Genomic DNA, 13,063 nt, shown 5'->3' with positions numbered 1-13,063 from the left:
TCGGTTCTCCTTGTCTCGGGGGCTCAGATGACGCCGCTGGCGCGATGCGCGGCGATCTGTTCGGGCGACAGGCCCAGGCGGTCCTTCAGGATCTCGTCGGTATCGGCCCCCACATGCTTGGCGGCCCAGCGGACCCGGCCCGGGGCATTCCTGAGCTTCGGCACCACGTTCTGCATCCGCACCGTGCCGAAATCCTCGTCCTCGACCTCGGTGATCAGCTCCCGGGCCTGGAAATGCGGATCGGCAAAGATCTGTTCGGCGGAATAGATCGGCCCGATGGCCCCGCCGACCGCGCGGAAGGTTTCCAGCACGTCGTCCAGGTCATGATCGCCGATCCAGGCGCCAAAGATCGCGTCCAGCTCGGGCTTGCACTGCAGGCGCTGCGGGTTGGTGGCAAAGCGGGGATCCTCGATCAGATCGGGGCGGCCGATGGCGCGGGCATTGGCCTTGAAGGTGCTTTGCGTCGATCCCGTCATCGTCACGTAGCGCCCGTCGCGGGTGCGGTAGACATTGGCGGGGGCGGTGTACTGGTTGTGGTTGCCATCGCGTTCACGCACCTGGCCCACCTGATCATATTCGATGGCCAGGTTTTCCAGCAGCCGGAAGGTGGCCTCGGTCAGGGCGAGGTCGATTTCCTCGCCCTTCAGGCGGTTGCGGTCGATGCCATGCAGCGCGGCGAGGATCGAGAACGCCCCGAAGAGGCCCCCGAAAGCATCGGCGATCGGATAGCCGGGATGCACGGGGGGGCGGTCCTTTTCGCCGGTGATATGGGTCAGCCCGCCCATCGCCTCGAAGATGCGGGCGAAACCGCCCTGGGGCGCGTTGGGGCCGGTCTGGCCGAAGGCGGTGACGCGCAGGATCACCAGTTTCGGATTGATTTCCCACAGGGTATCGCGGTCCAGACCCCAGCGGGCCAGCGTACCGGGGCGGAAGTTTTCCACCAGCACGTCGGCATCCTTCAGCAGCTCCTTCAGGATCGCCGCGCCTTCGGGTTTGCGCAGGTCCAGCGTGCCGTGCTTCTTGCCGCGGTTGGTCACCTTCCACCACAGCGGCTTGCCATCGCGGAACGGCGGGAAAAAGCGCAGCCCGTCGCCCGGCCCCGGCATTTCGAACTTGATCACATCGGCGCCGAAATCCGCCAGCAGCGAGGCCGCGAAGGGCCCGGCGATGATGGTGGCGATGTCGATGACCTTGAGGCCCTTCAGCGGCCCGAAGCCCTGGCTTGCGTCGTTCATCGGTGTCTCCTTTCCTGCGGCCGCTCAGGCGCGGAAGCGGGCCTCGGGCAGTCCGCGGACCCCCAGCCCTTCGATTGCAAAGAGATGCCCGCCCATCGGGTGGGCCGAGACCGCGCGCCCGGTGCCGGAATCGCGGATCGAGGTGACAAAGAGCGTCTCCATCCCCGGCCCGCCGAAAGTCAGGCTGGAGGGCAGGTCGCTGGGCGCGGGCAGCAGCCGGATCAGCCGCCCCGCGGGATCAAAGCAGCCGATCTGCCCGCTGCGGATCAGCGCGGCCCACAGGTTCCCCTGCGCATCCACCGTCGCCCCGTCGACGCCCGATCCCAGCCCCGCCGTGTCGATATGGCGGCGGCGTTCGCCGGGGGTGCCGGTTTCGGGATCATAGTCGCAGGCCCAGACGCAGCGTTCGGGCGTGTCGGTGTAATAGAGCGTCCGGCCATCGGGGCTGAAACACAGCCCGTTGCCGACCTTCAGCCCGCCCCCCAGCACGCGCCGGGTGCCGCAGCCCACCTGATAGAGCGCGCCCAGCGGTTCCGCCCCCCGCCCCATGCCGGCACACAGGAAGCGGCCCTGCCGGTCCATCTTGCCATCGTTGAGGCGGGTCGCGGGATCGGCGGCCTCGTCATGCAGGACGACAAGGCGGATCTGCTGGTCGGGGGTGAAGAGCATGACGTGATGCTCTCCGGCGACCAGCAGGCAGCCTTCGGACGCCAGGGCCACGGCACCCAGATGCTCTCCGAAGGCATGGTGCCCGGCGGGAACGTAGCGGCCCTGGTGCCACGCCAGGCTGCGCAGCACCCCCGCCACCCCGTCGATCCACCACAGCACCTGCGCCTGCGGATCCCACAGCGGGCTTTCGCCCAGGGCATCGGGGGTGTCGGTCAGGCGGGTGACGCGCAGGCCATGGTCGGCCAGTTCGGGGCGGTGGCTCAGATCATGCATTGCCCCGCGCCTCCTGCGTGGCACCGCCGCGGATCAGGCCGCGCAGGCCGCTGACGGCGAACCACAGCACGATGGCGATGGTGATGACCATGATGGCGCAGCTGATCGGACGGGTGAAGAAGCTGTCGAGATGCCCGTTCGACACCACCAGCGCCCGGCGGAAGTTTTCCTCCATCATCGGGCCCAGCACGAAGCCCAGCAGCAGCGGCGCGACCTCGAAGTTCAGCTTTTTCATGCCCCAGCCCAGGAAGCCGAAGAACAGCAGCACGTAGACATCCATGACCTGGAAGTTGACCGAATAGATGCCGATGCAGACGAAGGCCACGATGACCGGGAACAGCATCTTGTAGGGGATCGACAGGATGCGCACCCAGATGCCGATCAGCGGCAGGTTCAGCACCAGCAGCATCAGGTTGCCGATGACGAAGCTGACGATCAGGCCCCAGAACAGGTCGGGCGAACCCGAGATCACGTTGGGCCCCGGCAGGATGCCGTGCACCATCATCACCCCCAGCATGATCGCCATCACCGGATCGCCCGGGATGCCGAGGCTGAGCGTCGGGATGAAGGCCGCCTGCACCGCCGCGTTGTTCGACGATTCCGGCGCCGCCACCCCTTCGACCGCGCCCTTGCCGAAGCGTTCGGGATGGCGGGTGATCTTGCGCTCCATCGCGTAGGAGATGAAGGTCGCCACCACCCCGCCGGTGCCCGGCAGCGCGCCGAAGAAGGCCCCGATCAGCGAACCGCGCGCCATCGGCCCCGGCATCCGGGCGAATTCCTGTTTCGTGGGCAGCATGGTGCGCAGCGACAGCTCGCTTGCCTTGACCGATGATTTCACCTCTCGGCCGGCATTGGCGATGATCTCGGGCAGGCCGAACAGGCCGATGGCAACCGACACCAGCGACAGCCCGTCATAGAACTGCGGCATCCCGAAGGTAAAGCGGGCGACACCGCTGTTCAGATCCAGCCCAACAAGGCCCAGCGTCAGCCCCAGCGTCACCGCCGCCAGCGAGCGGATGGTGCGCCCCGACCCGATCAGCGCCGCCGCGATCAGCCCCAGCAGCATCAGCGCGAAATATTCCTGCGGCCCGAACTTCAGCGCCAGGTTGGCCAGCGGCACGGCGAACAGGATCAGCAGGATCACCCCGAAGGTCGAGCCCACGAAGGACGAGATCGCCGAGGTGAAGAGCGCCACGCCCGCACGCCCGTTGCGCGCCATCGGATAGCCCTCGATGGCGGTGACGGCGGCGGTGGCGGTGCCCGGCAGGTTCAGCAGGATCGAGGCGATCGAGCCCCCGTAGGAGGCGCCATAGTAGATCCCCGCCAGCATGATCAGCGCCATGTGCGGCGTCAGCTGGTAGGTGATCGGCAGCAGCATCGCCAGCGTCGCCATGGTGCCGATGCCCGGCAGCACGCCCACGAAGGTGCCCAGCGACACGCCGATCAGGCAATACATCAGCCCCTGCCAGGAGGCCGCGACCGAAAGGCCCAGGGCCAGGTTGTGCAGAACGTCCATCTCAGAAGGCCTCCAGCTGCAGGCCCAGCCCCACGCGGAAGACCAGGAAACACATGACGGCGGTCACGACGGCCAGCGTCAGGCCGCCGATGATGGTGGTGCGCCGGTCGGCAAAGGCCGCCAGCAGCACCGCGATGAAGATCGACGGGATCAGCCCGAAGCGTTCCACCGTCAGCGCAAAGCCCAGGAAGGCCGCCGCCAGCAGCACGATGCCGCGCGGATCGGATTTGGCGGCAAAGGCCGCGTCCTCGTCCGGGGTCGACAGCACCAGCAACCACAGCCCGAGCGCGCACAGGATCGCCCCCAGCAGCATCGGGAAATAGCCCGGCCCCATGTCGCGCAGGCTGCCGATGTCGTAGCTGCGGGACTGGAACAGGATGTAGATCCCAAGGGCCAGTGTCAGCACGCCAGCCAGCAGGTCTTCGCGTCTCTTTTTCAAGTGTTGCAACATCTTATCCTCCCGGACCGCGAAGGGTCCCTCGTTGCGTCACGTGGCGTCTGTCGTCTCCTCCGACAGGACGGTTTCCAGGGCGGGCAGGCCCAGCACGCAGGCATGGACGGCCAGATGGGCGCCAAGGCGCAGCATCTGCCGGATCTCTGCGAGGCTGGCGCGCTCCTCCTGCGCCTGCCGGATGGCCGGGCGCAGCGCGCCCGGGACCTGGGCCGTGAAGGCCCCGTGCAGGGCGACGCGCAGCAGCGCGGCCTCCTTGGCGGAAAGCCCCGCCGGGCCTTCCGTGCGCCGGGTCAGCCGGGCGAGGCGGCGCAGGTATTCGCCGTCCTCCTCCAGCTGCTCCGCACCCGGCATGTCGTTCAGGATCGCCTCGGCCGCCAGCGTCGCCTCGGCCCCCTGCGCGGCGCAGAGGCGGAAGACATCCATCAGATCGGCCTCCGAGGCGCCCGCCTTGCGCGCCAGCCCGATGTGCAGCTCCAGCCCCGGGCCGAACATGTGCGCCCCCGAGGCATCGAGGGCCACATAGGCCAGTTCCACCATGCGTTTCGACAGCGGCCCCGTTTCCGAGGCATAGGCGGCATAATCCGCATAGGCCTCCAGGAACTCGGGGTCGCGGTTCAGCAGGGTTTCCGTCCAGGGGCGCCAGTAGCCGCGGCGGGCGATGAAATCGGCCTTGCGGGCCTCTCGGGTCATGGTCATGCGGGGCTCCCTGCCGGGATCACCTGCCCGGTCACATAGGCGGATTGCGGGCCTGACAGGAAGGCCAGAAGGCCCGCGATACCGGGGGTGCGGGCGGCAACGGTATTGACCCGCCAGCCGCGCCCGCCCCATTCCAGCGCCAGGGTGCTGGCCATCATGCCAAGGGCGGCGGCGGCGGCCTGGGCCTCGGGGGGGCCAGCAGGATCCGTGACCAGCGTCAGGGTGAAACCGCGGCCCGCCAGGCGGTCCTCGCACAGGGCGGCGATCCGGCGCAGCCGCGCGAGGGCCTGGGTGGCCTCCTGCGGGGGGGCGGTGTCGATCAGGGCGGAAAGGCGCGGCAGCCGGGCCAGATCCTCGGGCAAGGCCACGGGGTGATCGGCGGCCAGTCCAGGGACGGTGCCCAGCACCGCCAGACCCGCGCCCGGCAGATCGCAGGGATCATCGGGGCCCAGCTCGCCGCCCGCCGACAGCCCGGTGCCGCCATCGGCCTGCAGGCAGTGCCCGGCCAGGGGGGCGCCCGCATCCGACAGCAGGAACAGCGCCGCCTGCGCCATGTCCTGCGGCAGGCCGATGCGGCGCAGCGGGATGCGGGCGCGGGCGGCCTCAAGATCCAGCGCGCCCTCGGCCACCAGCCGGTCGACCAGCGCGGTGCGGATAAAGCCCGGCGCCAGCGCCACGACCCGGGGCGCCAGCGCCCGGTCCAGCGCCGCCGTCAGCGCGACGATACCGGTCTTGGTGGCGCTGTAGACGCCGCGCTTCAGCAGCGGCCGGAAGGCCGCGCCCGACGCCAGGTTCACGATCACGCCCGACGCCCCGATCAGCGGTGCGGCCGCGCGGGCGATCTCCGACTGGGCGCCCAAGTTGATCGCCACCAGCCGCGCCTGATCGGCCTCGGGGATCTGCGTCAGGAAGCGGCGCGAGGTATCGGTGAGGCCTGCGTTGTTGACCACCGCATCCAGCCCCCCCAGCAGATCCGCGGCCCGGCCCGGCAGCGCGCCGGCCTGACCGGCATCCGCCAGATCCACCTGCACCGCCGCATGCGCGGGCCCCAGATCCGCCGCACAGGCACTGGCCCGCGCCCCGTCGAGATCGGCCAGAACCACCCGGGCCCCGGCCGCAGCCAGCGCCTGCGCGATGGCCAGGCCAATCCCCGAGGCCGCGCCGGTGACCAGCACGCGCCGCCCGGTCACCCCGGGGATATGCGGATGCGCGGCCGCCACCTCAGAGGTTCCCCATGTTGATGCCACCATCGACCATCAGCACCTGGCCGGTGACGAAATCGCTTTCGGGGCCGGCCAGATAGGCGATGGCGCGGGCGATGTCCCCGACCGTGCCAAGACGCCCCAGCGGCGTGCGCCGGACCCGCATCGCGTCGCGTTCCTCCGAGCGGTGCTTGGCGGTGCCCTCGGTCGGGATGGCCGAGGGGGCAACGGCGTTGACCCGGATCCCCTTGGCGCCCAGTTCCGCCGCCGCGGCCCGCGTCAGGCCGGTGACACCCGCCTTGATGCCGGAATAGACCAGCGAATTCGGCGCCGAGCGGAACGCCGCAGAAGAGGCCACGTTGACGATGGTGCCGCCCTCGGGCAGCACGGCCGCAGCCGCCTGGATGCCCCAGATGACGCTTTCGAAGCCGATCGAGACCATGCGCGACACGGTTTCCGGTGCCACATCGGGGATCGACTGGTAGCGGACCCAGGCGGCATTGTTGACCAGGCAGTCGAGGCGCCCGGTGGCCTCGGTCACCATGGCGATGGCAGCGGCAACGCCGTCGCGGGTGGCGACGTTCTGCACCACGGGGATGGCACGGCCGCCCTGCGCCTCGATCCGGGCCACGGCTTCGGCCACGAAATCCTCTTTCAGGTCGTTGATGCCGACGGTCCAGCCACGGGCCGCCAGTTCCGCCGCCGCGGCAAAGCCGATGCCATGGCCCGAGCCGGTGATCAGAACGGCGGGAGCAGTGTCAGACATGCGCCGCCTCCCCCGTCAGGCCCGCGCCCACCGACGCCAGCACCGAAGCCGCCTGCCCCTGCGCGGCCTGCGCCTTGACCTGGCGCAGGTGGCGGTGCAGCACGACCTCCCAGGTAAAGCCCATGCCGCCGTGGATCTGGATGGCATTTTCCACCACGTCGGCGCCCATGTCGACAGCGCCCAGGAAGGCGGCCTGCGCGGGCAGGATTTCCCCCTCGCGCTTCAGGGCGCGGGTCAGGGCGTTGCGGATGGTTTCGACGCCCAGGCATTCGCGGGCCAGATGGTGACGGATCGCCTGATTGGCGGTCAGCACCTTGCCGAACTGGCGGCGTTCCTGAGCGTAATCGGCGGCAAGTTTCAGGCTGGCATCGGCCGCGCCCAGGATCAGCGCCGTGCGCAGGATCAGCGCCCGCGCCTGCAGGGCCGCGACCTGATCCGCCGACAAGGCGATGCCTTCGAGGCCCGCGGGCACGACAACGGTCGCCTCGGGGCATTCCAGATCAAAGCTGTCGTCTTCGGTGATGGTCAGGGAAGCCGTATCCAGCAGTCGCGCACCGTCCAGGCCGAAGACCAGCACGCTGTCGCAGATCGTGGCCAGGGGGGCTGCGCCCACCGTGCCCGCATCACCCGCCAGACCGCGCCAGGCGATGGTCGCGACCTCGGCACCCGATGCCAGCGCCTCGGCGCGTTCGGGGGCGATGGCGGCCAGCGCCTCGGCCAACAGCAGGGTTTCCAGCAGCGGGAAGGCCAGACGACCACCTGCGGCGGCCTCCATCACCGGCACGGCAAAGGCCACCGGCAGGCCAAGGCCGCCGACCGTTTCCGGCGCGATCAGGCCCGACAGACCGGCCTCGGCCAGCAGGGCGGCACGGTCGCGGGGGCTGCGATCGGCACAATCGGCCACCACGGCCACGGCGGTTTCGGCGAATTCCTCGGGTCTCAGATCGGTGTCGAGGCTCATGCCTTCTCTCCCCGTTTCAGGTTCAGGATCCGCTTGGCGATGATGTCCAGCTGGATCTCGGTGGTGCCGGCAAAGATCGTCTCGGCCCGGCCCTTGAGGTAGACATCCTCCATCCGGTGTTTCGCGCCCATCAGCTCGGGGCCGCCATCGACCGGGAACTGCGCCACGATGTCCATCGCCAGCTCCGAGAACCGCTGGTGCGCCTCGCTCCAGTAGAGTTTCGGGAACGAGCCCTTGGGGCCGATCTCCTCGCCCTCGATCAGCTTGCCGACCAGGGTTTCGACATGGCCCTTCAGCAGCTCGGCCTCGACCTGGGCGCGGGCCAGATCGTCGCGGTAGCGCGCCAGCAGCGGGCGGGTGCGCGCATCCGATCCGCAGGCGGCGATCAGGTGGTGGATTTCCCCCTCAAAGCGCCAGGCCCGGTGCATCCTGTTGGTGGCGCGTTCGATCGACAGCACGCGGCTGGCGGCGGACCAGCCCTGATCGACCTCGCCCAGCATGTCCTCGGGCGGGATGATCACATCGTTCAGGAAGACCTCGCAGAAGCTGCGCTTGCCGTCGATGGACTGGATTTCGCGCACGTCGACGCCGGGCAGATCCAGGCGCATGGCGAACATCACCAGACCCTTGTGACGGTCCTCGGGCTTGCCCACCCGCGCCAGCAGCAGGCAGCGCGCGGATTTCGAGGCGCCCGAAGTCCAGATCTTCTGGCCGTTGATCTTCCAGCCGTCGGCGGTTTCCTCGGCCCTGGTGCGCAGCGCGGCCAGGTCGGACCCCGCGCCGGGTTCCGAAAAGCCCTGGCACCAGATGTCGGTCATATCCAGGATGCGCGGCAGGAACTCTTTCTTCTGGTCTTCGCGCCCCACCGTCAGGATGATCGGCCCGGCCAGTTCCTTGCCGATGGAATTCACCGCCTCGGGCATGGGGGTGCGGCCGATTTCCCGGCTGACGTCCAGATGTTCGCGCAGGCCCATGCCATGGCCGCCATATTCGCTGGGCCAGGTCAGGCCGATCAGCCCGGCGCGGTACAGCTGCGCCTCCCAGGCGCAGGTTTCGGCCAGGGTGCCGGGCTTTTCATGCACGCGGTCGGTGCGCAGGTTTTCCGGCAGGTTCGCGTCCAGCCACTTGCGCGCATGGGATGCCGTGCCCGGGGCGCCTTCCGGCAGGGCGTTCATGGAAACGGAAACGTTCATTCCGCAGCCTCCGCTGAGGGGGTGGAAAGGGGCGCGCGCGGCACGATCAGCGCATCCAGCGCGACCGCGCCCTGAGGACGCGCGAGCAGGGGGTTGATGTCGACCTCGGCCACGGTATCGGCATGGGCCACGGCAAAACGCGACAGCGCCGCGATGGCCTGCGCGACCGAGGCCAGATCGGCAGGCTGGCTGCCCCGTGCCCCCGCCAGCAGCGGGAAGGCGCGCAGGGATCTGACCATCTCCATCGCCTCGGCCTCGGTCACGGGGGCGACGCGCAGGGCGGTGTCGCGGAAGACCTCGGCATAGATGCCGCCCAGGCCCACCATGACGACGGGGCCGAAGATCGCATCGGTCGTGGTGCCCAGGATCAGTTCGGTCCCGCCCGAGATCATCGGCGTCACCAGCACGCCGTCGATGCGGGCATCGGGCGCAGCCTTGGTGACGGCGGCAAGGATCCGGTCATAGGCGGCAGAGGCGTCCTCGGGCGCGACGCCCAAGGACACGCCGCCGATGTCGGACTTGTGCAGGATGTCGGGCGAGACGATCTTCATCGCGACCGGCTGACCGATGGCGCGGGCCGAGGCCAGCGCGGCGGCGGCATCGGTGACGACATCCTCGACCGGGAAGGGCAGACCGGCGGCGGCAAGGGCGGCCTTGGCGCCGGCCTCGTTGCGGGTCGCGTCCTCGGGCAGGATGGCTGCGGCAATGTCGGGCGTCGCAAGCGGGACGGCCGCACGCACGGCCGCGACACGGGCCAGCCCCGCGATCCCCTCGAACGTCGCGTCGATGGTGGGGAAACAGGCCACGCCCATGTCCTGCAATTCGCGCACCGCGTCCTCGGGGCTGGCGACGCAGGCCACCAGGCAGCGGTCGGGATGGCGGGCGGTCAGCTCGCGCAGGGTGTCCATGTAGACGGTGCGCAGACGGGGGATCTCAAGCCCCAAGGCCAGCATCAGGCAGGTGACGGAATTGGCGTCATCCTGCAGCACCGTGCCCACCAGCTGGCCGAGGATCTCGGGGTTGGCGGACATCTGCGCGGTGGCATCGACGGGGTTCTTGGCCGAGGCCAGCGGCAACACCGCATGGATCTTGGCCGCCGTTTCCGCCGCGATGGGGTTCAGCGCCACGCCGGAATTTTCCGCCGCATCCGCCATCATGATGCCAAAGCCGCCCGAAGCCGCGATGACCGCCGCCGAAGGCCGGGTGCCCGGGCTGCGCTGGCCGAGGCAAGCCACGGCCGATCCCAGCTGCACCAGCGCCTCGAGCGAGCGCACGCGCACCGCGCCGTAGCGCTCGAAGACCGCGTCGAACACCCGGTCCGCACCGGCAAGCCCGCCGGTATGCGACAGCGCCGCCGCCTGGCCCGCATCGCTGGAGCCGATCTTCAGCACCACCACCGGCTTGCCGGCCTTGCGCGCGGCCGCCAGCGCCGCCGACAGCCGCCCGGCATCGCGGCAGGTTTCCATGCAGACCAGCACGACCTTCGTGGCCGCGTCCGTCGCCAGCCACGCGATTGCATCGGCAATATCCACGTCGCATTCATTGCCAAGCGCCACGAAACGGCTGATCCCCGCCCCGGTGCTGCCCAGCATCTTCATCGCCACCGATCCGATATTGCCGCTTTGCGACACGATGGCGACCGGCCCTTCGGCGGGCATCGCGGTTTCCAGCGCGACCGAGAACGTGCCGATGGCGCGTTCGGGCACCGACACGGAGCCAAGGCAGTTCGGCCCCAGCACGCGGATGCCGGTTTCGGCGGCGATGCGGGTCAGGGTATCCTGGCGGGCGATGCCCTCGGGGCCCTGTTCGGCGAAACCGGCGGACAGCACGATGGCGGCAGGCGTGCCGCGCGCGGCCAGTTCCGCCAGCGCGTCAACGGCCCCCTGCCCCGGCACCGCGACCAGCGCCAGATCGGGGGTTTCGGGCAGATCGGCGACGCTGGCATAGGCCGGCAGGCCCTGGATCTGGTCCGCCTTGGGGTTGACCGGCAGGATGCGCCCGGCAAACCCGTGCTGTTTCAGCAGGCTGACCGGGCGGCCACCGGTCTTCGACGGGCTGGCCGAGGCGCCGATCACCGCGATGGATCGCGGCCGGAACACCTGATCAAGGCCCCGCCCAAGGGTATCTTCGGAAACCGTCATGTTCAGCGCCCCTTGAACTCGGGCTGGCGCTTTTCGAGGAAGGCCATGCGGGCCTCTTTCGCATCCTCGGTCTTGGCCAGCATCATCGTGTAGTTCTGTTCCATCCGGTAGGCATCGCGCTGCGGCATATGCTCGACCAGGGTCATCGCCTGCTTGGCGTAGCGGATCGCCACCGGGCTTTTCGCGGCGATCTCCTGCGCGACGGCCATGGCGGTAGGCAGCAGGTCCTCGGGCGCGGTCACGGCCTCGAGGACATTGCGTTTGTAAAGCTCCTCGGCGGTCAGGCGGACGCCGGTGTAGAACATCCGCCGCATGGTCGAGCGCCCGAAAAGCGTGTTCAGCATGGACGCGCCACCCGCCAGGCCGACGTTGATCTCGGGCATCCCGAAGACCGCGTTTTCAGAGGCATAGTAGATGTCGCAGGCGGCCATCAGCCCCAGCCCCGCACCAAGCGCCGGGCCGTTCACCGCGGCGATCACCGGCTTGGCGCATTCGCGGATCGCATTGCCGGTCTCGCGGGTGATGCGGTTGTGTTCCAGGAAATCACCGGCACGCTCGGCATCGGGGCGGTCCTTCAGATCGGCCCCGGCGCAGAACACTTTGCCCGCCCCGGTCAGCACCGCGCAGCGGATGTCTTCGCGTTCGGAAATCTCGTCGAAGATGGCAATCAGGCGGTTGCGGGCGGCGCGGTTCAGGGCGTTCACCGGCGGCCGCGAGAGCGTCACCAGCGCCACATGCCCCTCGATCCGCAGCGTGACGGATTCGCCCTGATCGGGCGTCTGATCTAGTGTCATGGGCTCCTCCTCCATGCTGACCAACCGGTCAGTCACCATAGGCGTAACAGCCGTTTCTTGATCTGACAAGACAAAAGATGCGACGAAATGGCTTTGACTGACTGCCCGGTCAGCGCCTAGATTGAACCACGAATCGCGTTCGCCCGGCACGGAGAGACGGGTCTTGCGTGGTCATGGAGGAGGAAAATTCATGAAGTTTTTCAAAGCCCTTGGGCTGGCGGTCACGGCTGCTGCATCGCTGGCGGTGCCGATGGGGGCAAAGGCGCAATCCGGCGACCCGATCCATATCGTGGTGCCCTATGGCGGCGGCGGGACGATCGACTCGATCGTGCGGATGCTGGCGGATGAAATGTCGAAATCGCTGGGTCAGCCGGTGGTCGTCGACAACAAGCCCGGCGCCAACGGCATCGTCGGGGCGCAATACGTCGCCTCGTCCAAGCCCGATGGCAAGACCTTCCTGGCGGGCGGCACCGGCCCGGTATCGCTGAACGTGCTGCTGCGTCCGAAACTGCCCTACAAGCTCGACAGCTTCACGCCGGTGGCGATGCTGTTCGACGGCCCGCTGTCAGTCAGCGTGGCGACGAAAAGCGGCATCGGCAGCCTGGCCGAGCTGAAGGATTTCCAGGCCAAGGCCGGCCACCCGCTGCGCTATGCGACCCTGGGCCCGGGCAGCGTGACCGACCTGTTCGGCCGCCGTCTGGCGCAGGCGATGGACGTCAAGATGGTCGACGTGTCCTACCGCAACAACGCCTCGGCGATGGTGGACCTGCTGGGCGGCCAGAATGACCTGAGCTTTGCCACCCCCATCGCGCTGGTCGAGCAAATGAAGGCGGGAGACGTCAAGATCCTGGCCGTCACCACCGAGAAGCGGATGGAGAAATTCCCCGACATCCCCACCCTGACCGAACTGGGCTACCCGCTGGTGGCATCGTTCTGGACCGGCCTGCTGGCGCCCAAGGGCACCCCTGAGGCCGATGTGACGCGCGTGGCGGATGCCGCCAAAGCGGCGATGAATTCCGACAAGATCCATGCCTTCCTGACCGAACAGGGCCTGACGCCCAAGCCCGGCGGCCCGGATGCGATGGCCCAGCAGCTGCAGTTCGACACCGACACCTGGGGCAAGATCATCAGCGACGAGCACCTCAGCCTCGACTGATCCGAAG

12 protein-coding genes are annotated in these 13,063 nt (G+C 68.8%); 1 reads left to right on the top strand and 11 read right to left on the bottom strand.

Annotation, left to right across the window (positions count from 1 at the left end; genetic code table 11):
* Positions 1 to 23: 23 nt before the first annotated feature.
* Genes AC2ITM_RS17570 through AC2ITM_RS17520 form a run of 11 tightly spaced genes read right to left on the bottom strand, consistent with a single transcriptional unit; the run spans position 24 to position 11,900 of the window.
* Positions 24 to 1,235 (bottom strand): CaiB/BaiF CoA transferase family protein, encoded by a 1,212-nt coding sequence (locus AC2ITM_RS17570; protein ID WP_486469739.1) that lies wholly within the window; start codon positions 1,233 to 1,235, stop codon positions 24 to 26.
* Positions 1,236 to 1,259: 24 nt separating this feature from the next.
* Positions 1,260 to 2,177: an SMP-30/gluconolactonase/LRE family protein gene (locus AC2ITM_RS17565; protein ID WP_486469738.1), complete on the bottom strand. Its 918-nt coding sequence runs from the start codon at positions 2,175 to 2,177 to the stop codon at positions 1,260 to 1,262.
* Entirely contained in the window at positions 2,170 to 3,693 is a 1,524-nt protein-coding gene (locus AC2ITM_RS17560; RefSeq protein ID WP_486469737.1) for a tripartite tricarboxylate transporter permease, read from the bottom strand. The genes AC2ITM_RS17565 and AC2ITM_RS17560 overlap by 8 nt, the downstream gene beginning before the upstream one ends.
* Position 3,694: 1 nt before the next feature.
* A complete protein-coding gene (locus AC2ITM_RS17555) occupies positions 3,695 to 4,132 on the bottom strand; it encodes a tripartite tricarboxylate transporter TctB family protein (RefSeq protein WP_486469736.1) in 438 nt (145 codons plus the stop codon).
* Positions 4,133 to 4,180: 48 nt separating this feature from the next.
* A complete protein-coding gene (locus AC2ITM_RS17550) occupies positions 4,181 to 4,843 on the bottom strand; it encodes a carboxymuconolactone decarboxylase family protein (protein ID WP_486469735.1) in 663 nt (220 codons plus the stop codon).
* Positions 4,840 to 6,093 (bottom strand): SDR family NAD(P)-dependent oxidoreductase, encoded by a 1,254-nt coding sequence (locus AC2ITM_RS17545; RefSeq protein ID WP_486469734.1) that lies wholly within the window; start codon positions 6,091 to 6,093, stop codon positions 4,840 to 4,842. The genes AC2ITM_RS17550 and AC2ITM_RS17545 overlap by 4 nt, the downstream gene beginning before the upstream one ends.
* On the bottom strand, positions 6,065 to 6,811 hold the full coding sequence (locus AC2ITM_RS17540) for an SDR family NAD(P)-dependent oxidoreductase (protein ID WP_486469733.1): 747 nt from the start codon (positions 6,809 to 6,811) through the stop codon (positions 6,065 to 6,067). Before AC2ITM_RS17540 ends, AC2ITM_RS17545 begins: the two co-directional genes overlap by 29 nt.
* The gene (locus AC2ITM_RS17535) at positions 6,804 to 7,772 is read right to left on the bottom strand and encodes an acyl-CoA dehydrogenase family protein (RefSeq protein ID WP_486469732.1); all 969 of its coding nucleotides are present in this window, start codon (positions 7,770 to 7,772) and stop codon (positions 6,804 to 6,806) included. Before AC2ITM_RS17535 ends, AC2ITM_RS17540 begins: the two co-directional genes overlap by 8 nt.
* Complete coding sequence (locus AC2ITM_RS17530) at positions 7,769 to 8,965, bottom strand: acyl-CoA dehydrogenase family protein (RefSeq protein WP_486469731.1); 1,197 nt, start codon at positions 8,963 to 8,965, stop codon at positions 7,769 to 7,771. The genes AC2ITM_RS17535 and AC2ITM_RS17530 overlap by 4 nt, the downstream gene beginning before the upstream one ends.
* Positions 8,962 to 11,106: an acetate--CoA ligase family protein gene (locus AC2ITM_RS17525; protein WP_486469730.1), complete on the bottom strand. Its 2,145-nt coding sequence runs from the start codon at positions 11,104 to 11,106 to the stop codon at positions 8,962 to 8,964. The genes AC2ITM_RS17530 and AC2ITM_RS17525 overlap by 4 nt, the downstream gene beginning before the upstream one ends.
* Before the next feature lie 2 nt (positions 11,107 to 11,108).
* Entirely contained in the window at positions 11,109 to 11,900 is a 792-nt protein-coding gene (locus tag AC2ITM_RS17520) for an enoyl-CoA hydratase/isomerase family protein (protein WP_486469729.1), read from the bottom strand.
* A gap of 190 nt (positions 11,901 to 12,090) precedes the next feature.
* Here AC2ITM_RS17520 and AC2ITM_RS17515 point away from each other — a divergent pair, with 190 nt between their 5' ends.
* Entirely contained in the window at positions 12,091 to 13,056 is a 966-nt protein-coding gene (locus AC2ITM_RS17515) for a Bug family tripartite tricarboxylate transporter substrate binding protein (RefSeq protein ID WP_486469728.1), read from the top strand.
* Positions 13,057 to 13,063 lie beyond the last annotated feature (7 nt).

It is taken from the genome of Pseudooceanicola sp. NS-SX9 (assembly GCF_057380705.1).
Note: the sequence above shows the minus strand (reverse complement) of the source record. Positions and strands in the feature narration are given on the sequence as shown.